The sequence below is a fragment of the Arthrobacter sp. S41 genome, assembly GCF_004320535.1.
Classification (GTDB): domain Bacteria; phylum Actinomycetota; class Actinomycetes; order Actinomycetales; family Micrococcaceae; genus Glutamicibacter.
In genome coordinates this window covers 1,524,797-1,546,978 of the sequence record NZ_SIHY01000001.1, presented here as the reverse complement: position 1 = coordinate 1,546,978, position 22,182 = coordinate 1,524,797, and the positions used below count along the sequence as shown (strand labels likewise).

Annotated in this window: 21 protein-coding genes, 1 tRNA gene and 1 riboswitch; of the genes, 11 read left to right on the top strand and 11 right to left on the bottom strand. The window is 56.3% G+C overall.

Annotation, left to right across the window (positions count from 1 at the left end; translation table 11 throughout):
- Positions 1-37: 37 nt before the first annotated feature.
- The 7 genes from EYR88_RS07120 to EYR88_RS07090 form a co-directional block, all read right to left on the bottom strand.
- On the bottom strand, positions 38-1,582 hold the full coding sequence (locus EYR88_RS07120; protein ID WP_131088964.1) for a helicase HerA-like domain-containing protein: 1,545 nt from the start codon (positions 1,580-1,582) through the stop codon (positions 38-40).
- 18 nt (positions 1,583-1,600) lie between these two features.
- Entirely contained in the window at positions 1,601-2,368 is a 768-nt protein-coding gene (locus EYR88_RS07115) for an amino acid ABC transporter ATP-binding protein (RefSeq protein ID WP_131088963.1), read from the bottom strand.
- Positions 2,355-3,020 (bottom strand): ABC transporter permease subunit, encoded by a 666-nt coding sequence (locus tag EYR88_RS07110; protein WP_131088962.1) that lies wholly within the window; start codon positions 3,018-3,020, stop codon positions 2,355-2,357. Before EYR88_RS07110 ends, EYR88_RS07115 begins: the two co-directional genes overlap by 14 nt.
- 82 nt (positions 3,021-3,102) lie before the next feature.
- Positions 3,103-3,918 carry an amino acid ABC transporter substrate-binding protein gene (locus tag EYR88_RS07105; RefSeq protein ID WP_131088961.1) on the bottom strand — a complete coding sequence of 272 codons (816 nt, stop codon included), beginning with the start codon at positions 3,916-3,918 and terminating at the stop codon, positions 3,103-3,105.
- An 88-nt stretch (positions 3,919-4,006) separates the two neighbouring features.
- A complete protein-coding gene (locus tag EYR88_RS07100) occupies positions 4,007-4,936 on the bottom strand; it encodes an AEC family transporter (protein WP_131089818.1) in 930 nt (309 codons plus the stop codon).
- A 70-nt stretch (positions 4,937-5,006) separates the two neighbouring features.
- Positions 5,007-5,077 (bottom strand) — tRNA-Gly (locus EYR88_RS07095).
- Between the two features lie 96 nt (positions 5,078-5,173).
- Entirely contained in the window at positions 5,174-5,665 is a 492-nt protein-coding gene (locus EYR88_RS07090; protein ID WP_131088960.1) for an SseB family protein, read from the bottom strand.
- A 111-nt stretch (positions 5,666-5,776) separates the two neighbouring features.
- On the opposite strand from EYR88_RS07090, the gene EYR88_RS07085 reads away from it, so the two are divergent.
- On the top strand, positions 5,777-7,483 hold the full coding sequence (locus EYR88_RS07085; protein WP_131088959.1) for a fumarate hydratase: 1,707 nt from the start codon (positions 5,777-5,779) through the stop codon (positions 7,481-7,483).
- 183 nt (positions 7,484-7,666) lie between these two features.
- On the top strand, positions 7,667-8,008 hold the full coding sequence (locus tag EYR88_RS07080) for a hypothetical protein (protein ID WP_131088958.1): 342 nt from the start codon (positions 7,667-7,669) through the stop codon (positions 8,006-8,008).
- Positions 8,009-8,031: 23 nt separating this feature from the next.
- On the opposite strand, the gene EYR88_RS07075 is transcribed toward EYR88_RS07080, so the two are convergent.
- A complete protein-coding gene (locus EYR88_RS07075) occupies positions 8,032-8,901 on the bottom strand; it encodes a M15 family metallopeptidase (protein ID WP_131088957.1) in 870 nt (289 codons plus the stop codon).
- A gap of 195 nt (positions 8,902-9,096) precedes the next feature.
- Between EYR88_RS07075 and dcd the strand changes: the two genes are divergently transcribed.
- Complete coding sequence (gene dcd / locus EYR88_RS07070) at positions 9,097-9,678, top strand: dCTP deaminase (RefSeq protein ID WP_131088956.1); 582 nt, start codon at positions 9,097-9,099, stop codon at positions 9,676-9,678.
- A gap of 62 nt (positions 9,679-9,740) precedes the next feature.
- Here dcd and EYR88_RS07065 read toward each other — a convergent pair whose 3' ends face one another.
- Complete coding sequence (locus EYR88_RS07065) at positions 9,741-11,063, bottom strand: MFS transporter (protein ID WP_131088955.1); 1,323 nt, start codon at positions 11,061-11,063, stop codon at positions 9,741-9,743.
- A gap of 225 nt (positions 11,064-11,288) precedes the next feature.
- Here EYR88_RS07065 and EYR88_RS07060 point away from each other — a divergent pair, with 225 nt between their 5' ends.
- From EYR88_RS07060 to mnhG, 6 genes are read left to right on the top strand one after another with little or no spacing between them, the layout of a single operon-like run.
- Positions 11,289-14,258 (top strand): Na+/H+ antiporter subunit A, encoded by a 2,970-nt coding sequence (locus EYR88_RS07060; protein ID WP_131088954.1) that lies wholly within the window; start codon positions 11,289-11,291, stop codon positions 14,256-14,258.
- On the top strand, positions 14,255-14,704 hold the full coding sequence (locus tag EYR88_RS07055) for a Na(+)/H(+) antiporter subunit C (protein WP_131088953.1): 450 nt from the start codon (positions 14,255-14,257) through the stop codon (positions 14,702-14,704). The genes EYR88_RS07060 and EYR88_RS07055 overlap by 4 nt, the downstream gene beginning before the upstream one ends.
- Positions 14,701-16,302: a Na+/H+ antiporter subunit D gene (locus EYR88_RS07050; RefSeq protein ID WP_131088952.1), complete on the top strand. Its 1,602-nt coding sequence runs from the start codon at positions 14,701-14,703 to the stop codon at positions 16,300-16,302. Before EYR88_RS07055 ends, EYR88_RS07050 begins: the two co-directional genes overlap by 4 nt.
- Before the next feature lie 12 nt (positions 16,303-16,314).
- Positions 16,315-16,947, top strand: a complete 633-nt coding sequence (locus tag EYR88_RS07045) for a Na+/H+ antiporter subunit E (protein WP_131088951.1) — start codon at positions 16,315-16,317, stop codon at positions 16,945-16,947.
- On the top strand, positions 16,944-17,210 hold the full coding sequence (locus EYR88_RS07040; protein ID WP_131088950.1) for a monovalent cation/H+ antiporter complex subunit F: 267 nt from the start codon (positions 16,944-16,946) through the stop codon (positions 17,208-17,210). Before EYR88_RS07045 ends, EYR88_RS07040 begins: the two co-directional genes overlap by 4 nt.
- Positions 17,210-17,611 (top strand): monovalent cation/H(+) antiporter subunit G, encoded by a 402-nt coding sequence (gene mnhG, locus EYR88_RS07035; RefSeq protein WP_131088949.1) that lies wholly within the window; start codon positions 17,210-17,212, stop codon positions 17,609-17,611. Before EYR88_RS07040 ends, mnhG begins: the two co-directional genes overlap by 1 nt.
- Before the next feature lie 88 nt (positions 17,612-17,699).
- Here mnhG and EYR88_RS07030 read toward each other — a convergent pair whose 3' ends face one another.
- Complete coding sequence (locus EYR88_RS07030) at positions 17,700-17,951, bottom strand: DUF4235 domain-containing protein (protein ID WP_131088948.1); 252 nt, start codon at positions 17,949-17,951, stop codon at positions 17,700-17,702.
- A 74-nt stretch (positions 17,952-18,025) separates the two neighbouring features.
- A riboswitch (TPP riboswitch) is annotated at positions 18,026-18,150 on the top strand.
- A 65-nt stretch (positions 18,151-18,215) separates the two neighbouring features.
- On the opposite strand from EYR88_RS07030, the gene EYR88_RS07025 reads away from it, so the two are divergent.
- A complete protein-coding gene (locus EYR88_RS07025) occupies positions 18,216-18,836 on the top strand; it encodes an ECF transporter S component (protein ID WP_131088947.1) in 621 nt (206 codons plus the stop codon).
- A complete protein-coding gene (locus EYR88_RS07020) occupies positions 18,833-21,160 on the top strand; it encodes an ATP-binding cassette domain-containing protein (protein ID WP_131088946.1) in 2,328 nt (775 codons plus the stop codon). Before EYR88_RS07025 ends, EYR88_RS07020 begins: the two co-directional genes overlap by 4 nt.
- Here the strand turns inward: EYR88_RS07020 and EYR88_RS07015 are convergent.
- On the bottom strand, positions 21,157-22,032 hold the full coding sequence (locus EYR88_RS07015; RefSeq protein ID WP_131088945.1) for an aminodeoxychorismate lyase: 876 nt from the start codon (positions 22,030-22,032) through the stop codon (positions 21,157-21,159). The genes EYR88_RS07020 and EYR88_RS07015 overlap by 4 nt on opposite strands.
- Positions 22,033-22,182 lie beyond the last annotated feature (150 nt).

The following is a 22,182-nucleotide window of genomic DNA, read 5'->3' as shown; positions in this document are numbered from 1 at the left end:
CTCCAAACTGTAACTGGCCGATTTTTAGCGTCGGGTATTACCAAAGGCGGCGGCGCTTACGGTTGCCGAACATTCCTCGCAGAAGCTCGCGACCAATCATGGTTGCGGCATCTACGGCCATGTCTCGCATCGGGTTTGGTTCTGCCTTTGGCTGGCGCTGCTGGCGTGGTGCTGATTCCTGCTGCGGTGCTGGTGCCGGCTGTTCTGGTGCAGCTTCTGGCGCCGGCGCAGGCTGCGCCTTGGCCTCAAGCATTTCACGAGCGGACTCACGGTCTACCGCGGTGGCATAACGTGCAGCCAGCGGTGAGGCCTTGAGATTCGAATCCAGTACCTCAGGGGAGGCTGGGCCAATATTTGATCCTGGCGAGGACATCTTGGTCCACGCGACTGGGGTCGGAGCGCCCTTTTCATCAAGAACGGTAATGACCGCTTCACCCACACCGGCTTGAGTCAACGCTTCTTGCAGATCCACTCCGTTGACCGGGAAGGTCTGGATGATCTTCTTCAGTGCGCTCTGGTCCTTGGCGGTGAATACACGTACCGCATGCTGGATTCGGTTACCGAGCTGGCCGAGCACCTCATCAGGCAAGTCGGTAGGGGACTGGGTAATGAAGAACAGTCCTACACCCTTGGAACGAATCAACCGAACAGTATTGATGATGGCGTCGGTGAAGGCCTTGGTTGCATCCTTGAACAACAGGTGAGCTTCATCAAGGAAGAACACCAGCTTTGGCTTGTCCAAGTCACCGGCTTCAGGCAAGTCCTCAAAGAGGTCAGCAAGAAGCCACATCAAGAAGGTGGAGAACAGCATTGGCTGCTGATTGACGCTGGGCAATTCCAGAACGTTGATGACGCCACCGTTTTCGCGTACCTGCAAGAAGTCTGAGGTATCAAATTCTGGCTGGCCAAAGAATTGGTCTAGGCCCTGCGACTGCATGATGGTGATGCCGCGAAGGATGACTGCAGCGGTGGCTTTTGACACGCCGCCGAGTTGCTCCAACGCTGATGCTCCCTCATCACTGACTAGGAAGCTAATCACCGACTTCACATCGTTCAGGTCATCAAGTGGGAGTTTGTTCGTATCGGCGTAGTGGAAGATCAGCTGCAAGCATTCTTCCTGAGTCTCGTTCAACTCCAAAACACGAGCAAACAAGATTGGACCAAAAGCATCAACGCTAGCGCGAACCGGAGTTCCGTGGGTTCCTTCGCCGAGGGATAGGAACTCAACCGGGTTGGCACGGGGAGCAAATTCTTTGCCCTGTTCGGCCAAGCGGGCAGTGAGCTTTTCGGAAGCTACAGCTTCCTGTGCCAAACCGCTGAGGTCACCCTTGATGTCTGCGAGGAATACCGGCACACCAGCTTTGCTCAACTGCTCAGCCATCAGCTGCAAGGTCACGGTCTTACCGGTACCGGTAGCACCTGCGACCAGTCCGTGGCGGTTGAGCATTTTCAGCGGCAACCTGATGGGAGCGGTGGGCTCGACCTTGCCATCAATGAGGGCTACACCGAGTTCAAGACCTTCCGAAGAGAAGTTATAGCCTTCGATAAGGCTGGTCAACAATGCATTTGTGTCTTGGGTCATACCTTTACCTTATGCTTTCTAGAACGGGTGCAAAAGACGTTGAACGAAGGCTTGTGTTCTGGGATTTGTCGGAGCAGACAAAACCTGAGCCGCCGGCCCGGTTTCAACAACCACTCCGCCATCCATAAAGACCACGGTGTCGGCCACGTCGCGGGCGAAGGCCAGCTCGTGGGTGACCAGAACCATCGACCAGCCCTCTTGGGCTAGTTCCTTGATGACGCTGAGAACCTCGCCGACGAGTTCTGGGTCCAGGGCGCTGGTTGGCTCATCAAAGAGCAACAGATCAGGCTGCTGCATTAGCGCGCGGACAATGCCTACGCGTTGCTGCTGACCGCCAGACAGAGAATTTGGGTACGCGTCGGCCTTGGCTCCGAGCCCTACACGATCCAGCAACTTGTGGGCCTCGGCCAATACCTGAGCTCGGGCGCGTTTTTGGACTTCGAGGGGTCCGATGGTGACGTTTTGCAGCACTGTCAGATGCGGGAAGAGGTGGTGGCCCTGGAAGACCATCGCCGAACGATCGCGCAGGATCTGAGCCGACTTGGGCTTGGTCTTGGGATCGAAGTCCACCTGCGGTCCACCGTTGAATCCGACGGTTCCTGCATCGGCGATTTCCAGTCCGTTCAGGCAACGCAGCGCGGTGGTCTTGCCGGACCCCGAAGGGCCGATCAGGGCCACCACTTCGCCGGAGTGCACGGAGAAGTCGATGCCCTTGAGCACCTGGTTCTCGCCGAAAGCCTTGTGCAGGCCGGTGACGCTGAGCAAGGTTGAGTTACTTGGTGACATACTTTTCCAGCCTTCCTTCAACAGAGTTCTGTAGTGCGGACAACGCCAGGCAGATGACCCAGTAGATCGCGGCCGCCTCGCAGTACAGGACCATGAACTCGTAGGTCGAGGCCGTGATTTCCTGGGCCTTGCGGAACATTTCGGTGACCAGAATGGTCGAAGCCAACGAGGTGTCCTTCACTAGCGAGATGAAGGAGTTGGACAATGGAGGGATGGCCACGCGGGTGGCCTGGGGCAGGATCAGCCGGAATAGGCTGCGCGTGCGAGACATGCCAAGCGTGTATCCGGCTTCCCACTGGCCAGTCGGAACCGAGAGGATCGCGGCACGGATGATTTCCGCGGCGTAGGCCCCGATATTCAGGCTGAAGGCGATGATCGCGCTGGGCCACGGGTCAATGGTGATGCCCAGGGTGGGCATGCCATAGAAGATGACGAACAACTGCACCAGCAGGGGAGTGCCGCGGACGATCGAGATGTAGACCCGGGCGATGCCCGAGAGCGCCGGGTTCTTGCTGATCCGCATCAGCGCCATGAGTAAAGCGATAACTAAGCCTAGGGCAAAGCTAATCAGTGCCAGCGGAATGCTTGCGGTGATTGCGCCCTTGGCCAAGGGCCAGAGCGAATCGATAAATAACTGCCAATTCGAATCCATGAGCTACCTTCGAGACAAATGAGACTGGCCCCACGACGTATACGTGTGGAGCCAGTCTACTGTTTCACTTGGGATGGTGCGGTTATTTGCTGACGTCTTCGCCGAAGTACTTCTTGGAGATCGAGGCGAGTTCGCCATCGGTGCGCAGCTCGTCCAGCGCGTCATCGATGGCTTCCTGCAGGTCTTCGGAGCCCTTGCGCAAGGTGACTGCGGATTCGCTCTTGTCCTCGGATTCGGCAGCGATCTTGATGCTGTCATCCGGGTTGGTCTTCTGGGCATCCAGGAAGGTCAGCTTGTCATTGACCGTGGCATCCACTCGGCCCTGCTTGAGCAGGGTGACCGACTGGGCCCATCCTTCAACCGGCTCGATGGTGGCACCGGCGGCCTTGGCTGCTTCATAGAAGCTGCTGGTCAGCGACTGCGCGGTCTTCTTGCCCTTGAGCGAATCGAAGGAGGTGATGTCGGTGTTATCGCTCTTGGTCACAACCACGCCTTCAGAGACGGTGTACGGCTTCGAGAACAGGTACTTCTTCTCGCGTTCAGGGTTGATGGCCACCTGGTTGGCGATAGCGTCGAAGCGTCCGGCATCCAAGCCAGCGAAGATCGCGTCCCACTGGGTTTCCTGGAACTTGACCTCTACACCCATCTTTTCACCGACGGCCTTGATCACTTCAACGTCGTAACCGGTCAGGTCATTGCCTTCGTGGAAGGAGAACGGACGGTAGGTGCCCTCGGTGCCCACGGTCAATACGCCAGCATCCTTGACCTTCTGCAACGCGGAACCGCCCTCGGTCGAGGCCGAAGCGGAGGAATCGCCCGAGCCGCCGGAAGAGCCGCAGGCGCTTAGGGATAGGGCAAGAATTGCGGCAGTTGCCAGCAGGGGTATGGTGCGCTTCATGATGACCTCGTTCAAGAATTGATGGGTAATGCTCTAGTCCTAACAACAGTCTAGAGACATCCGCTTATTCCGAAGGTCAAAAGTTACACTAAATTCCCAGCGCTACGGCCAATAGCATCATTAGTGGTATGGCGCAGATAGTAGTGATGAGCACGGTATCTTTGGCCACGATGACACCTTGGTCATAACGTGAGGCGCTAACAAATACGTTTTGTGCGGTAGGCAAACCAGCCATGATTACCGATGCCACCAGCAGTTCTCCACGAAGCCCAAATGCGAAATAGGCCAAGACCCAGGCCAAAGCCGGGTGCAGAATCAGTTTGGCAGCGGAGGCGATCAGTACATCGGCGCGTCGCCCGGACTTCTTCTCTAGTGGCTTGGACCCAACAAGGGAAATGCCAAAGGCCATGAGCATTGAGGGAATCGAAGCGCCAGCGATCAAATCGATCGGTTCAAGGACAATCGAGGGAACGTTGAAACCGGTCAGCGCCACCACCAGTCCAAGCATGGAACCAATGATCATCGGGTTCTTCACCGTTGTTAGCAGCAACGCCAGCGGGGTGGTGCGGTGACGCGAGGTACTGGCATCAAGCATGGCCAAGTTGATTGGCTGGTACAGCGCCAATTGGAACAAGATGATCGGAGCAGCGTAGGAAGCATCACCAAGAACGTACAAAGCGATGGGTAGACCGAGATTTGCTGAGTTCACAGTGGACGCTGACATCGCGGTGATGATTCGCTCCGAAGACGAACGCTTTAGCCACCGTGCGGTAACACCGTGGTAGGCCAGCGCGGTGAGCGCGGCAGAGATTGCAGCGATCCACAACAGCGGGCCAAGGACCGAACCAGGATCTGATTCAGCCAACGTGCTGAATAGCAGGGCGGGGCTAGCGACAAAGAAGGTCACGCGACTAAGCACGTGGCGTCCTTGATCTCCAAGTACTCCGGTGCGTCCTACGAGGTAACCTACGGCAATGACCACCCAAATGATGGAGAAGCCTTCGAGGACTCCGGTCATCATGCTCCTTGGTTTTGGCCAAATGAAACTAAAACGTCGGGGCACCTGGTGGTACCCCGACGTGAGTGCGAGCGGGCGACGGGAATCGAACCCGCGTATCGAGCTTGGGAAGCTAGCGCTCTACCATTGAGCTACGCCCGCAGGTGCACCGAGCGGCCTAATGACGGCTCGGGCATCAATCAGCATATCTCACGAATTCGACGGGACGTTACATCGCACGATTAACCGTGGGAAAAATTACGCTTGATCTTCGCTTTTTTGATTCAGCATCTGCTGCTGCAAAATGGCCACGCCATCTGCTGGAACTTCAAAGCTCAGTTCATCGCCTGGGTTGACCACAAAGCCAGTGTTATCCAGTGCGCGCACCACGGTGGCGCCCTGAACCTTCACACCAAACGGTGCCTGGTCGATGTAGGTAGATGGAATACGTTCCAAAGAAGTAAAGAGAGCCACCACGGCTTCACCGGTGGGGTTGGTCAGCAGCATTGGCTGAGCGTTTTTGTTCTCTTCGGTGACCTCTTCACGGGAGAGGAAGTACACCTCGGCACGCATAAAGGCAGCAATGACTGAACCGGAGAGTTCAGGCTTGTTCAGGCCAGCCTGCAACATCATTTCGAAGTGCGTTTTAGGCTTGGCCCGGTGCTGGTCCATTGGTGTTTCGATGATCGCGTGCGGGGCCTGTGCTGGATCCTGCCCGTCGTGCGCAGCTGGGGTGTTCTCGGTGCTCATGTACTACAGCATGTCGCGATAAAGCCTGCGGTGCAAACGGCGAATGCGGGAATTTGGGGCAAGAGGCATAAAATGGCAGATGAGCATCCACGATTGAATCAAGGACAGAGCATGCCTGAATTCCGTTATGAGGATCTTCTGCCAATTGGCGAAGATACAACCCCATACCGCAAGATTTCCTCCGAAGGCGTCGAGGTCGTCGCCGGTCCGGATGGGAAGAAATTCCTGAAGGTCGCCCCCGAGGCACTAGAGCAGTTGGCTGAAACCGCACTGCACGACATCTCGCACTACCTTCGCCCAGCCCACCTGCAGCAGCTGCGAAACATCCTCGACGATGAGGAAGCTAGCCCGAACGATAAGTTCGTTGCACTGGATTTGCTGAAGAACGCCAACATTGCTGCCGGCGGCATCCTGCCGATGTGCCAGGACACCGGTACCGCAATCGTTATGGGTAAGCGCGGCCAGCGTGTGCTCACCGAAGAGCAGGATGAAATCTCGCTCTCGCGTGGCATTTACAACGCCTACACCCGACTGAACCTGCGTTACTCGCAGCTGGCCCCGCTGACCACTTGGGAAGAGAAGTCCACTGGCAACAACCTGCCAGCACAGATCGACCTGTACGCCAATACCAAGGACGGGGCTGACACCAGCTACAAGTTCTTGTTCATGGCCAAGGGCGGTGGATCTGCTAACAAGTCCTTCCTGTACCAGGAGACCAAGGCCATCCTCAACGAGAACTCCATGTTGAAGTTCCTCGATGAGAAGCTGCGTTCGCTGGGCACCGCGGCTTGCCCTCCGTACCACCTGTCCATTGTTATCGGTGGAACTTCGGCCGAGATGGCGCTGAAGACCGCTAAGTACGGTTCGGCCAAGTACTTGGATTCCCTGCCAACGGAAGGCGCGATGACCGGTCGCGGGTTCCGCGATACCGAGCTGGAAGAAAAGGTCCTAGAGCTGACCCGTCACTTCGGCATCGGTGCCCAGTTCGGCGGCAAGTACTTCTGCCACGACGTGCGCATCGTTCGCTTGCCACGCCATGGTGCCTCCATGCCGGTAGCCATCGCAGTATCTTGCTCGGCTGACCGCCAGATGCTGGCCAAGGTTACCGAAGAAGGTCTCTTTGTTGAGCAGCTGGAAACCGATCCAGCCCGCTTCATGCCAGATGAGAACCACCCAGCGATTGCCGCTCACGACGATGAGACCGATGGCGTCTCGGGCACCGGTGGCAACTCGGTGGTAAAGATTGACCTGAACAAGCCAATGGCTGAGATCCTGGCTGAACTGACCAAGTACCCGGTCAAGACTCGTCTATCGCTGACCGGTCCGTTGGTGGTTGCTCGCGATATCGCGCACGCCAAGATCAAGGAACGTCTGGACGCTGGCGAAGAAATGCCGCAGTACCTCAAGGACCACCCGGTCTACTACGCAGGTCCTGCCAAGACTCCAGAAGGCATGGCTTCGGGCTCCTTCGGCCCGACCACCGCAGGGCGCATGGACTCCTACGTGGATCAGTTCCAAGCAGCCGGCGGCTCGATGGTCATGCTGGCAAAGGGCAACCGTTCCAAGCAGGTCACCGATGCGTGCAACAACCACGGTGGTTTCTACCTTGGATCCATTGGTGGACCAGCAGCACGTTTGGCGCAGGATTGCATCAAGAAGGTCGAAATTCTCGAATACGAGGAGCTCGGCATGGAAGCAATCTGGAAGATCGACGTTGAGGAATTCCCAGCGTTCATCGTCGTTGACGACAAGGGCGAAGATTTCTTTGCCGAGACCTTGAAGCCAACCTTCACCGGAATCCCGGTACGCGCTAAGTAGTTTTCGCAGCACCAGTCAAAGAGACCGTCAACAGAAAATGATCTGTTGGCGGTCTTTTTGCAACTCCTAGGCGATGCACAGGCGCAATTCTAGGCAAAGAGCACTAGGCGTGAGCGTGAATTCGGTAGAATTCATGAAGCCTCGCAGACCCCGAGGCACATCATCGGGATGAAGGGGAAAGCTTTGAGACGACTAACAGTCGTGAATCTGCTCCTTGGTATCCCCGGAATTATTTACTACTGGATGCTGTGCGTAGTGGTGGTTGGTAACCCGATCAGTTCTTGGGGTCGTTCAGTTCGCGACCTTCTGCAAGAGAGCTCGATTTTCCCGCTTCAAACGATGCTTGGCCCACCGTTGGCCATCGGAACCATCATCTGGATCTTTTCCAATGTGAACCTGATTTCGCGAAGGAAACGCACCGGAGCATGTCAGAAGAACAGCGGAAAAATCTTGCATTGGGCCATAGCGTTGGTCGCTTCGTTGGTCCCGTCACTGCTCTTTTTGGGCGTAGCGAGCTTCTTCTAGCCGAGAATTTTCAGGCGCAGCGACTATTCGCTGAAGCCAAAACCCCAATCGCGGTACGGCGGTAGGAAACGCAAAACGAGAAGGTCATCGTCTTTCATCACGCCGTAACCGGACTTCTTTGATTCTTCTGAAGAGTCAGTATCGGTAGGTGCTGAGCTGTCTTGCTCTTCATCTTCGGCAACCGCGGTTGCTTTGACCTTCTTGGACGCTGATGCCTCGCCAAGCATCGTGAAGTACTCTTCAAAGGTTTCAGCCCCTGATTGTGCCAATGCCTTGGCGTGCTCCTTACCGGTGTAGCGAACATGCCATGGCTCGTACTTGTAGCCGGTGATCTCTTCCTTGCCATCCGGGTACCGGATGATCAGCCCGTACTCCACCGCATGTTTGGCAATCCAGATACCTGCAGGAGTTTGCCCGAAGGCACTTTTTAGTTCAGCCTGGCTGTTGGTGTAACCAAGGTCCGCCGCCAACCCGAGCTGGTGTTCGCTGGTGCCAGGACGTGCCGAAATACGCTCGGCATAAGCGGTCCCATATTTGGTTTGGTACTGATTAAATAGCGCTGCTTGCCGTTCATAGGATCGGTAGGCACTCAGCAGATGGATGGAATGGCCGGCCGCGCGAGCATCCGTAATGAGTTGCTCCACGGCCTTAGCCGCTTCGGATCTCAACTGCATTCCAGTCCCGGCAACATTCACGAGCTTTGAGGGTGTGTAGTTCTCCGGTGAAAGCTTGGTGGTGGGATTGATCAACGCGAGCATGCTTGATGCGTCCGTAAGCTGCGAGCTTTCGATCGCGGGCAGATCCTTATCGGGCGCGGCCTGGGCAGCAGGAATTGCTGAGAACAGCAGAGTCGAGGCAAGCACGGTGCTTGTCACTGCAGAGGCGAGACGCATGATGAAGGAACCCTTTGAGATGAAGCGATGAGTGGGAAAACAAGTCCCCTCTACAACGATAGCCCGATTTCTTCTCTAGGCGAGGGGAAGTACATCACCTCATTAGTGAAGCAGAGACGACTTAGACGACTGAAAAATGTACTTATTTGCCCGCAGAGTTCATCCAATGGCACTTCACGCGATAAGTTTGTTCACGTGTTGTATTCAGATGGTGACATTCGCAGAGAAATAGCGTCCGGTGAGATTGGCCTTGAGCCCTTTGACTCGAACATGGTCCAGCCCGCATCCGTGGACGTTCGAATTGACCGGTTCTTCCGGTTATTCGACAACCACAAGTACGCGCATATTGATCCTTCAACGGAACAAGATGAACTGACCCGCCTGGTCGAGGTTGCCCCGGACGAGCCGTTTATCTTGCACCCCGGTGAGTTTGTGCTTGGCTCCACCTATGAAGTGGTGACCCTCGGACACTCAATTGCGGCACGTCTTGAAGGCAAGAGCTCACTGGGCCGCCTTGGACTGCTCACCCACTCCACTGCAGGCTTCATTGATCCGGGCTTCTCCGGACACGTGACGCTGGAACTCTCCAACATGGCTACCCTGCCGATCAAGCTCTGGCCAGGTTCAAAGATTGGCCAGCTCTGCTTCTTCAAGCTGACCTCCGCCACCGAGCACCCTTACGGTTCCGGACCCTACGGAAACCGTTACCAGGGACAGCGCGGACCAACGGCATCACGCAGCCACCTGAACTTCCACCGCACAAACATCGAAAGCTAAACACAATGAGGATCGCCCTTGAGCCGATCCTCATTGTGTTTGGTGGATCATTCCACGGCTGATTAATCCTTGACCTTGCGCGGTGCACGGATAGGCAACAGAAGCAGCAGGCCCAGGGCAAGCACCACTAGAATTCCCAAGATGCCATAGCGCTGGGCGCCGCCGGCAGCTACTAGGGGAGTAGCTATGGCAATAGACAGGCCAAACAGTGCCGGGGCTAAGAAGGAAACCGCCCGACCCGTCGTGGCGTAGAGGCCAAAGAGTTCTCCTTCGCGGCCTGCTGGAATTAGCCTTGCCAGGTAAGAACGTGAGGCCGCCTGAGCAGGACCCACAAACAAGCACAGCAGCAATCCGAAGATCCAGAAGCCGCTGGCGCTGGGGGAGAGGAATACTCCTGCACCGGCGATGAGCAACCCGATGAGGGAACCGCAGATGACCATCTTTGGCCCGAGCACGTCATCGAGTCGACCGCCCAACACCGCACCGGCCGCGGCAACGAGGTTGCCAACAATGGCGAAGATGATTACTTCTGAGGTGCTGAAGCCAAAGGTGCCCGCCGCGATGACGCCACCGAAGGTGAAGATGGCGGCGAGACCGTCACGGAAGACGGCTGAGGAGCAAAGGAAGAACAGTAAGTTGCGGTCACTGCTCCACAAGTTCTTGATCGTTGTTAACAAGACCTTGTAAGAATCCTTCAGTGGGATCTTCGCTGAAGTGGCTGCCGGTGCCTCGGGAATGATGAAAAACAGTGGCAGCGCAAACACGAGGCACCAAGCGGCAGAGAAGATGGCGATCAATCGAAGATTCAGTGATCCGTCGGTACTGGCACCTGGCCACTGAACTATAGGGTCCACAAATCCGAAAAGCACCAGAGCTAGAGCAAGAATGCCACCAACATAGCCCATGCCCCAACCGAATCCGGAGACCTTGCCGACGGTGGCCTTGGTTGAAATCTGGTTGAGTACGGCGTTGTAGTTCACTCCGGCAAACTCGCTGACCACTGACATCAGTGCAATCAGGATGGCGCCTAACCAAAGAAACTTGGGGTCTGGATAGACAAAGAAACAGGCCGCGCAGATAACAACAAGGATCAGCGTATTGACCACAATCCACAGTTTTCGTCGTCCTGCCGCATCGGCGCGCATTCCGGTGACTGGCACCAGCAATGCGATGGCCAAACCGCCGACCGTCAGCGCTTGAGACAACACCAGCGAAGCATGGTCCTTGTCGCCGAAGAGCTCACTGGTCAAGTAGACGGTAAAAACGAAGGTGATCATCACCGCGTTGATCGCTGCCTGACCCCAGTCCCAGCTAGCCCAAGCCCAGGTGTACTTGTTCAGCCACTTATCACTGGCTGGGGGCGAATCTGGTCGAATGATTGACATGCTCGAATCGTACCCGCAAGAACGGAACAGCGAGTGAACCAAAAATCGAAATCTTGATAATCCTGTGCAAAAGCTCAAAATCAGCTGATCGCGGAAACTGGCGAAAATATTCCTCTAAAGACAGATTGCGCGAAGGCTCGCGGAAACCGGCTGATAAAATTACTACTGCGGACTATTTTTGTGGTCAATGCACTCTGCCCAACCAACAGTCGACAGAGGAGACAAGTGCTAGTAATTCTCACTGCGCTGTTTGTGACCGCCCTTTTGTGCCCGCTCTTGTTCCGGGTACTTAAACGAAACGCCTTCTATGTGGTGGCCGCTGTCCCTGCAGTGGGATTTATTTGGTTGCTGACTCAGCTACCTGTTGTACTTGCCGCAGATAACTCTCTGGCCAACGGTGCACCTAATGCGCCGCCTTCACTGAAAATTGAGTGGATCTCCGGACTCAACATCGGGTTGAACTTCCGGATGGACTCCTTATCCGCCACCATCCTGCTGCTGATTCTTGGCGTGGGCGCACTGGTGTTGTTCTACTGTGCACGCTACTTCAAAAACGATGACCCACAAATTGGTGGATTCGCTGCGAAGATGGTTGCCTTCGCCGGAGCGATGACCGGCTTGGTCACGGCCGACGACGTCATCATCATGTTTATCTTCTGGGAAATCACCAGCGTTCTTTCCTATCTGCTCATCGGCTTCAACCAAGCCTTGATCTCAGCCCGCCGTTCGGCAATGACTGCACTGATCGTCACCACCTTGGGTGGTTTGATCATGCTGGCCGGTATCTTGATGATCGGCTCCGAAGCTGGCAGCTACCAGCTCTCCGAGATCTTGGCTTCCGCAGATCGCCTCGTTTCACTTGGTGCCTACACGGACGTAGCCATAGCCTTGATCATTGTTGGTGCCATCTCCAAATCCGCATTGGTTCCTTTCCACTTCTGGCTGCCCGGCGCCATGGCCGCACCAACACCGGTGTCCGCCTACTTGCACGCCGCCGCCATGGTTAAAGCCGGCGTTTATTTGATCGCGCGCTTGGCCCCGGGATTCTCCGAAACAAACCTCTGGGTACCAATGACCGTGGGCATCGGTGTGCTGACCATGCTCATTGGTGGCTTCCGTGCGCTTAAACAGCATGACCTTAAACTGATTCTTGCTTTTGGTACGGTCTCGCAGCTGGGCTTCATCATTGCCATTTTCGGTTTTGGAACACCGGAAGCCGCCTTCGCCGCACTGGCAATGACCTTGGCCCACGGCCTATTCAAAGCGACCTTGTTCCTCAGCGTGGGCATCATTGACCACAACACCGGTACTCGTGATATTCGAAAGCTCAGCGGACTGCGCCGGGCCATGCCGATTCTGAGTGTTACCGCCGGAATCGCTGCAGCATCCATGGCGGGCGTGCCGTTGACCTTTGGCTTTGTGGCCAAGGAAGCAATTTACGAATCCGCGCTGCACTTAGAACACGGCTGGGGCATCGTTGCTTTGATCGGCTTGGTGCTCGGCGCTGGTTTGACCATGGGTTATTCTCTTCGCTTCTTCTTCGGCGCGTTCGGGGTGAAAAAGCATTCGGTGCCGTACCTGACCTGCAAGGCCCCAACACTGATCTTCCTCGCACCATTGCTCCTGCTCTCAGCCATGACGCTGGCCCTTGGCCTGTACCCACAGCTGGTTGAGCCTTTGATGATCCACTGGTCAGCAGCGCAGGGTGGACCAGGCAAAATGCACCTGTTGGCATTTGCTGGACTGAACCCAGCCTTGGGACTCAGCGCAATTTCCATCAGCCTGGGTCTTGCCTTCTACTGGATTCGCCGCCGAACAGATACCGGTGCTGCTCCGAGGCGCATGATCATCTCCGCCGAAGATATCTACCGCATGTCACTCAACGGGCTGGACATGGTTGCCATTTGGATTACCGGTCGCACCCAACGTGGTTCGTTGTCCTTCTACCTCGGCGTGATTCTTGGCGTCGTCTTAGTAGTTCCGCTGGGGATTGCCCTGACAGTCTCGACTCCTTGGCCCGATCTCTGGGTTATTGCTGACCACCCTGCCCAGCTGCTCATCGGTGCGCTGATTATTGCAGGCGCCGTGGTGTCCGTGATTGCGCCAAAGCGTTTCATGGCAGTGCTGATGGTTTCGGTCACCGGCTACGGCATGGTCGCGATCTTTGCCTTGCAGGGGGCACCCGACTTGGCGCTGACCCAACTGTTGGTAGAAACCATCATTTTGGTCTCCTTCGTTTTGGCTCTGCGTGCCTTGCCAAAGCGACTGTGGGGTGGAGTTGCCAAGATCAAATGGGGACGCGCACTGCTGGCAATCGCCTTGGCCGTCATGGTGATCTACATTGCCATCGCCATGATGGGCGCCCGTGACCAAACCCGAATTTCACTTGAATGGCCAGAGCTGGCTTACCACGAGGGTTACGGAAAAAATATTGTCAACGTCGCCCTGGTTGACATGCGTGTCTGGGATACTTTCGGAGAAATCACCGTCCTCGCGGCGGCTGCAACCGGCGTCGCTTCATTGATCTTCGCCGGCCGTAGCTTCGGCTCACGGGTTCGTGCACACGAGGTGGAACCGGGCAGCATCGATTCGGGTTCCGAAGCCATGGGCAATAAGGAATCCAAAGATGTGGAACTGCGCATCGCCCGACGCTTTGCCACCAGCGGCAATCAAGACTGGCTGATGGCCGGAAGTACCCTCGTGGCCGAACGCCGGTCAATTATTTTTGAAGTGGTCACCCGGCTGATGTTCCACTCGGTGCTGATCCTCTCGGTCTACACGCTGCTCACCGGACATAACACTCCCGGTGGCGGTTTTGCCGGCGGTCTGATCGCAGGCCTTGCCTTGACCATCCGTTACCTAGCCGGCGGTCGCATTGAACTCTCTGAGTCACTCAGGATTGCCCCAGGCTTGCTTATCGGTGGCGGTATTGCACTAGCTGGACTGGCCGGAATTGTTCCGCTGTTGCTGGGCGACGAAATTTTCACCATGTATGCCGTGGAGTTCTGGTTCTTTGGAGATCAGAAGTTTGTTACTTCTACGATCTTCGATATCGGCGTGTATCTGGTGGTTTTGGGACTGGTACAGGACGTGCTGCGTTCACTGGGTAGCGAAATTGATTCACTCTCCGAAGGACGTAGCCCGGTGGACCGCCATGACTTTGTACAAGCCTCACAGACAGGAGTTGGCCGATGAGCGTGAACATCACCTTTCTCGTGATTACCGGTGTGCTGCTTGCCTGCGGTTTCTACCTAGTACTTGAACGAACCCTGACCCGTGTGTTGTTAGGCATCATGCTTTTGGGCAACGGCATCAACCTGCTGATCCTGACCACCGGTGGCCGGCGAGGCATTGCCCCGCTGTTCAAACCCGAAATTGCAGCCGAAGAATATTCAGACCCACTGCCGCAAGCATTAATCTTGACGGCAATCGTCATCACCTTCGCGGTGACAGCATTCTTGCTCGCCATGATCTATCGGTCGTGGACGCTGACCAGTGCCGATGAGCTGGCCGATGACACCGAAGATATTAAGGTGTCGCAGAAGACCGCCTACGACGAAGAGGAAGACTCGCCGGTGGCAGAGGATACGACCGAATTCGTTGACGAAGAAGGCCGACCAGTACGTGAGGGGGAAGAGTGAATTTTCTAGATCTAGCACCCCTGGCCGTAGTCCTTCCGATCATTGGCGCCGGTGCCGCGTTCCTGGCCCGCCGCCAGGTGCGCACCCAACGACTGATCACCATCGGCATCCTGTGCCTGACCTTGCTTTTGGAAGCAGGCATGGTGGCAGCCGTCTGGGGCGGGGAAAGTTATGCCATCCACATCGGTGGCTGGGAGTCACCCTTCGGCATCGCACTGATGGTTGATGGCTTCAGCTCCTTTATGTTGCTGATTTCCACCTTGGTGTCACTGGCAGTGTTGTTCTTCGCTACCAGTCAGGGTCTAGCCGACGGGGATGAACCCGGACCAGTCTCGGTATTCCACCCGGCCTACCTGATTCTACTGGCCGGTGTGTCTAACGCCTTCCTGGCAGCGGACCTCTTCAACCTCTATGTCGGATTCGAAATCCTGCTCACCGCCAGCTACGTGCTGCTCACCTTGGGTGCCACAGCTGAACGCATTCGCGCCGGTACTACTTACGTGGTGGTTTCGGTGGTTTCCTCGGTGGTCTTCTTGATGGCCATCGCCATGATCTACGCCGCCACCGGAACGGTGAATATGGCGGACCTCGCGGTGAAGCTGCCACAGTTGGATCAAGGCCCGCAGCTGATCTTGCATGTATTGCTGTTGATTGCCTTCGGCATCAAGGCCGCGGTGTTCCCGCTGTCCTTGTGGCTTCCCGACTCCTACCCAACCGCTCCGGCACCGGTGACCGCCGTGTTCGCAGGGTTGCTGACCAAGGTGGGCGTGTATGCCATCGTGCGTACCGAAACCTTACTGTTCCCCGGAGGCGAAGTACGCGCCGGACTGATGGTGGCCGCAGCGCTGACCATGGTGGTCGGTATTCTTGGTGCATTGGCCCAGACGGACATCAAACGTATGCTGTCCTTCACGCTGACCAGCCACATCGGTTACCTGATCTTTGGTGTTGCTATCGGCACCCCACTAGCCATCGCGGCAACCATCTACTACGTAGGTCACCACATTATTGTGCAGACCTCGTTGTTCATGGTGGCCGGCCTGATTGAACGTCGTGCAGGTAGCTCGAATGTCACCAAGCTCGGCTCGCTAGCCAAACTTTCCCCGGCGCTGTCGCTGCTCTTCTTTATCCCCGCGATCAACTTGGGCGGCATCCCACCGTTCTCCGGATTCCTGGGGAAGTTCGGATTGCTGCACGCCGCAGTACAGGATGCTGACCCATTGACCTGGATTGTTGTTGGCGCTGGTCTGCTCACTAGCTTGCTGACGCTGCTGGCCATCATCCGTGTTTGGGCCCGTGTGTTCTGGCGACGCGCTACCGATGCTGAAGTTCCAAACCAAGAACTAGTGGAACAGGCCGCCTCAGTAGCTATTGAGACTGCTGCTGGTGGAGCGCAAAATCCGGCATTGGGTCTGAAACTGGCCAAGGAGCTTGAAGCCGATTCTTTGCCGTGGGGAATGCGCTATTCCACCGCGTCACTCGTTGTAGCCGGCATTGCGTTGACCGTATTTGCTGGACCAATCTTCGAGTTCTGTGAACGGGTCGCAGCTGAGCTCATTGCTCGCGAACCATATATCAGTGCGATCTTGCCATTGTGATTAGAGGGGACGATGTCGACTAAAAACCTGAAGCACAGAGATCAGCGTATCCATGATGCGCTTGATACTTCTGGTGTCCGTCACCGGGCAACACTCAAACAGGAATGGCCGCTGCTGGCGTTGCTGATCTTTGTCTGGGCAGCCCTCTGGCAAGACTTCTCGCCGGCGAATCTGATCTTCGGTGTCATCGTTGCGCTGATAATTGTCACGCTCTTCCCGCTACCGCCGGTGGTCCTTTCGGGCCGTGTGAACGTCTGGTACTGCTTTGAACTGTTTATCTGGTTCATCGGTCAAGTATTTGTGGCAAGTTTCCAAGTGGCACGACTGGCGATCTTCCGGGGAAAGAAAACCCGCAGTGGAGTGATCGCCGTGGAGTTGCGTACCGACTCGGATTTGATTGTCACCGCGGTGGGACATGTACTGACGCTGATTCCTGGATCATTTGTTATCGACGTTGACCGGCGCTCATCAACGCTGTACTTGCACTACATCAACATCGAATCGAGATCCGACATGGAACGGGCCCGCGAAGCGGTGCGCGACATTGAACGTCGAGTGATCATGGCGATGGGTAGCCACGATGAATTTGAAGCAATCAAGCACGAATGCGGTCCAATTCTTGGTCGAGTAGGAGGCAAAAAATGATGACAATCGTGATGTGGATTTGCGGCATCATGCTGGGTCTAGCCACCGTTGCGTGCTTGATCCGCGTTGCCAAGGGCCCCTCGATTCTTGACCGAGTCTTAGCCTTGGACGTGATGCTGCTGATCATTTCCGTGGCGTTGTGCTTGGAAATGGTCTTCAACCGCCACACCGACTACCTGTTGTTTGTCGTTGTTGCGTGCACCTTGGGCTTCATTGGCTCGGTTACGGTGTCGCGGTACGTCTCGGATCAGAGGAACGCCTAATGGAATTGTTCCTCGATATTCTTGTCGCCGTCCTACTGATCACCGGCTGCCTCATGTCGCTGATTGCCGGTATCGGTCTGCTTTCATTCCCCGACATGCTCACTCGGATGCACGCCGCCACCAAACCGCAAGTACTTGGCTTTCTGCTGATCTTCACCGCGCTAGCAATTCACTTGCGTAGCTGGAGTGTGGTTCCAGTATTGTTCCTGGCTTGGGGGATGCAGCTACTGACCGCTCCCGTATCCGCACATATGATTGGGCGCGCTGGTTACCGAACCAAGCACGCTGCCAAACAATCTCTCTACGCCGATGAACTGAGGCAAGTAGTGGACACGGTATCTGACGCACCGGCCACCGCGTCTGTTGAAGTCTCCAGCGAAGAGTCGAAGGACTCAAAGTAAAACTGAGCAGTGAAAAACTGAGCAGTGTAAAACTGAACAAAACAAAAAGGAACGGCCCACCATTGGTGGGCCGTTCCTTGAGCATTAGCTACTTGCTGAACCGTGCGACAACCTTGTTGGTGCCACGGTCTGCCAAGACCTGGATGGTCGCTGCGACAATCGATGAGAAGATCGCGAATCCGAGCGCCTGACGGAATGAAGCCTCAGCAGCTTCTTCGCTACCCTTGCGGGGAGCCTTATTTCCGGTGACGCCCTTCCACAGCTGATCAACTAGCTTGCTGCCGAGCAAACCGGCGCCAATCGAAATTCCGGTGGTGGCAAGTTTCTGTACTGTGTTCATATTGCCCTCGCTTCAACGTCGTAACTTATCTTTCCTCTGCCCAGCATACCTGCGGTAAGGTGGGGGAGCAGTAATTTTTCCGACAGGGGAGCGTCAGACTTCAAAAAAGAAGTCGCCAAGACGCTGAGAGTGCGATAGATCGCAGACCCTCGAACCTGCTCCGGCTAGTACCGGCGAAGGAAGTCGAGCATCTCGGATGCGGACGGGTGTAGCACTATGCCATCAGTCCGTACATCTCCCCTCCTAAATATAGGAGGACCACCCATGAACCAAGTAGCAGCAAAACAGCGAACCAGCTGGCGCGTTGTCGACATCGTCGTAGCCTCAGTAATCGCCGTAGCCTCAGGAGTGATCTTCTGGGCTTGGAGCGCAGGCATGCCGCTGTTCTCGCTAGCTTTTGTTGCCTTCCCACCTGCCGCTGCACTGCTGACTGGCGTATGGCTCTTCCCAGCGGTACTCGGTGCCCTGATCATCCGCAAACCAGGTGCAGCAGTGTTCTGCGAATTACTGGCAGCCATTATCGAGGCATTGCTGGGATCTCACTACGGTCTGAGCGTCATCGTTTCCGGGCTGGTCCAGGGCCTTGGTGCTGAATTGGTCTTTGCCATCTTCCGCTACCGCAAGTGGAACCTGAGCGTTGCGCTCATTGCAGGTTTTTTCACCGGCATCTTCGCCGGTATTTCCGAAGCCTACATCCTGGCGTACTACGTGGAATACACCTCATCACTAAAGATCTTGCACGTGCTGATCACCGGCGTCTCTGGACTGATTATCGCTGGTCTGCTGTCTTGGCTGGCCACCCGTGGATTGGCTAAGACCGGTGCACTGAGCGCACTGGCTAGCCGCCGTGCTCACCTCGAGTCCGGGAAACTGGCCGCCAAATGAGTTCGCTGGCTAACCGTGGCGCTGACGCTCAAACTCGGCGGGGCGCCGAGATTTCTGCGCGTGGTTTTAGCTGGCAGCATGCCGAAAGAACAACTCCCGCCGTTTCCGATTTAGACCTTAATATTCAGGCCGGCCAGAAAGTACTTCTTGTTGGTCCTTCCGGTGCGGGAAAGTCGACCTTGCTACATGCTCTGGCGGGGTTGTTGGAAGTCGACGAGTCGCAGCAAATGCGTGGGGAGCTACTCATTGACGGGGCAGATGCCTTTGCTCGCCAACGCCCGGTTGGGCTGATGCAGCAAGACCCGGAGACCCAAGTGGTGCAGAGCCGGGTAGCTGATGATGTCGCCTTCGGTGCGGAGAATCTTGCTGTAGATCCCGAGGTGATCCGTGAGCGCATCCCAGAAGTATTGGACGCTGTAGGTCTAGGCATGCTCTCCTTTGACCACCGGACCCAAGAACTATCCGGAGGACAGAAACAGCGACTGGCTCTGGCCGGGATCTTGGCCATGCAGCCAGGATTGATGCTCCTTGATGAGCCGACCGCCAACGTGGACCCAGAGGGGATCGGTCCCTTGCGCGATGCCGTGCTTAATGCGGCACAGCTCAGCGGGGCCACCGTGCTGGTAGTTGAACACCGGTTGGAAGTCTGGGCCCAGCACATGGACCGCATCATCGTCCTTGAGCCAGGTGGCGGAGTAGCCCATGATCTGAGCCCGCAACAGCTCATGGAGGATCAGCAGCTTCGCGCTGAACTCGCTTCGGCCGGTCTGTGGGTTCCCGGCTACCTGCCACAAATCCAACAAGTGACACTCCAGCCGGGAGGAACCTTGCTGGAGGCCAAAGACTTGGTGTGCGCCCGAGCTGAGCAAGCACCGCGCACCCGCCCGGTTACCCTACAAGTCCGCGCAGGCACCGCAACGGTCATCCGTGGTGAAAACGGTGCAGGTAAATCCACCTTGGCACTCACCGTTGGTGGCTTGCTCGCTCCTGTCGCAGGACAGCTTGATGCAAGCGAGCAGCTAGCCAATGGTCTTGGCAGCTCACCGTTTAGCTGGAAAGCTGGTGCGCTGATTGGTCGGATCGGTTCAGTGTTCCAAGAACCTGAGCACCAATTTGTGGCGCAAACCGTCCGTGAAGAACTAGCTTTTGCTCCGTTAAGAGCCAAAGCCATTGGCGGGCGAGAACTGAAATACGAGCCGGAACAAGTTGAGCAGTTAGTGCAGTCACTGCTGGTGCGCTTGGGTCTGGAACATCTTGCTGACGCAAACCCATTCACGCTCTCCGGAGGAGAGAAACGTCGGCTATCCGTAGGCACCGTGTTAGCCGCTTCTCCAGACGTGTTGATCCTTGATGAACCAACCTTCGGACAGGATGCCAATACGTGGCGTGAATTAGCGCAGCTGCTGGTTGCTCAGTTGGAGCAGGACACCGCGATCATTGCGGTGACTCACGATGAACATTTGGCCAGCGTCTTGCAGGCTGAGCAGATTCATCTAGCTGCACTGCCAAGCGGCGACGTGGCCAAGCCTAAGGGACCGGTACTGGATGCTCCGGTGGGCGATAGCTGGCTAGCTAAGATCAACCCGTTAGCCAAGCTGGGCGCCGTGGCTACCGCAACGTTGCCTTTGATCAGTACATTGGATGCAGTCTCGGCTTTGGTGATCGTTGTTGCCAGCGTTGTGTTGTTCCCACTGGCCGGTCTCAGTCCGCTGAAGTTCCTCAAACGGGCGTGGCCGCTGCTACTGGCAGGGCTTTTTGCTGCGTGGGGTATTGCACTGGTTGGCCAAGATAGTGGCGCAGTCTATGCGCAGCTTGGACTGTTCAGTATTACCGAGGGTTCGCTGCAGGGCGGTATTGCCACCGGGCTGCGGGCCTTCGCCTTGGCGATTCCATGCATCTTGTTGTTGGCCACCACCAACCCGAGTGATCTGGGCGGGGCACTGTCTCAACAGCTTAAGGTCCCGCATCGTTTTGTGCTCGGCGCATTAGCCGGAATGCGATTGCTGGGACTGATGATTGAGGAATTTACGACGTTGACCTTGGCCCGTCGGGCTCGTGGTGTCGGAAACTTCGGCACCCTCGCTGAGCGGATTGGCGCGAAACTTGGTCAGAGCCTGGCCTTGCTGGTTCAGGCCATTCGCCGTGCCGGTCGTTTGGCAACCACCATGGAAGCTAAAGGCTTTGGTACGGCCAAACGGACCTGGATCCGCACGGCCACCTTCACCCGGACCGACGCCGCGGTACTTATCGCCGGCATCGTCCTGGGTGCTGCAGCTGTAGGTGCGGCCCTGTGGGCCGGCACCTACAACCTTGTGTGGAGTTAGCGAATTGCGTCGCTGAGGGCGCTGAGTTCTTCATGGAGCTCAGCGTCTAGACGCAATGGCTTGGCATCCAAGGTGCGCACCGGAGTGAGCAGACGGATCGAGGAAACCAACCAGACACCATCAGCCTGGTAGAGATCTTCTGGACGCAACGGGCCGTAACCCAGTTCCCAACCGTCTTGAGCAGCCGCATCAAAGATTGCACTCTGTGTGGTGCCCGGCAGGATACCCGTTTCTAGCATGGGGGTCAGCAGACGCTTGGTCTCACCATCGCGCTGGGCAACCAACACCGTTGAGGTGGGAGCTTCCAGCACGATACCGTCGGCCGAAGTGAAAATAACCTCATGGGCGCCGTGCTTGCGTGCATAACGTAGGGCTGCCATGTTGATCGAGTAGGACAGGGTCTTCGCGCCCATCATCAACCATGGTGCACGTTCGGCAAGCTTGGAATCGTAGCCACGATCAAGCAAGAGTACGTCGACTCCTGATTCGCGCTGCTCTTTGCCTAGGGTCGGGGCAGGAGTGACAGTCACCCAACAGATTGCTGGATCTTCATCATGCTCACCACGAGCTGCGATCAGTTTGACCACAGCTTCCTCTGCGCCGCCGGTGGCGTCAAAGTCAGCCACGGCCGTATCAACTGCGGCATACCAGGTGCGTGCATCGGGAATGATCAGGTCTGATAGTTCAGCCGAGCTGGCCAGACGAGCAAGGTGCGCTTCAAATTTGCGAACCGCTTGGTTGGTGTAGAGCATCGATTCGAAGATGCCGTCTCCACGGGTGACTCCCTGCACGGTGACTGGAAGTTGTGGTGCGGAAATATCGGCCAAGTAGCCTGCCGGATAGGCCGGATCCAAGAATACTAGAGAACTCATACCTACAGATTATCGAACCCATAGCCCATGTGTGACCTTTGAGCTCACGGATGTTCAGACTTCTTAGTGAATCTTAGATAAGCTAAGCGGAGGAATTTGAGCTGTATTACGCAGATCAGAGCCGGAAATCGCGACGATCATCGTGCGTAA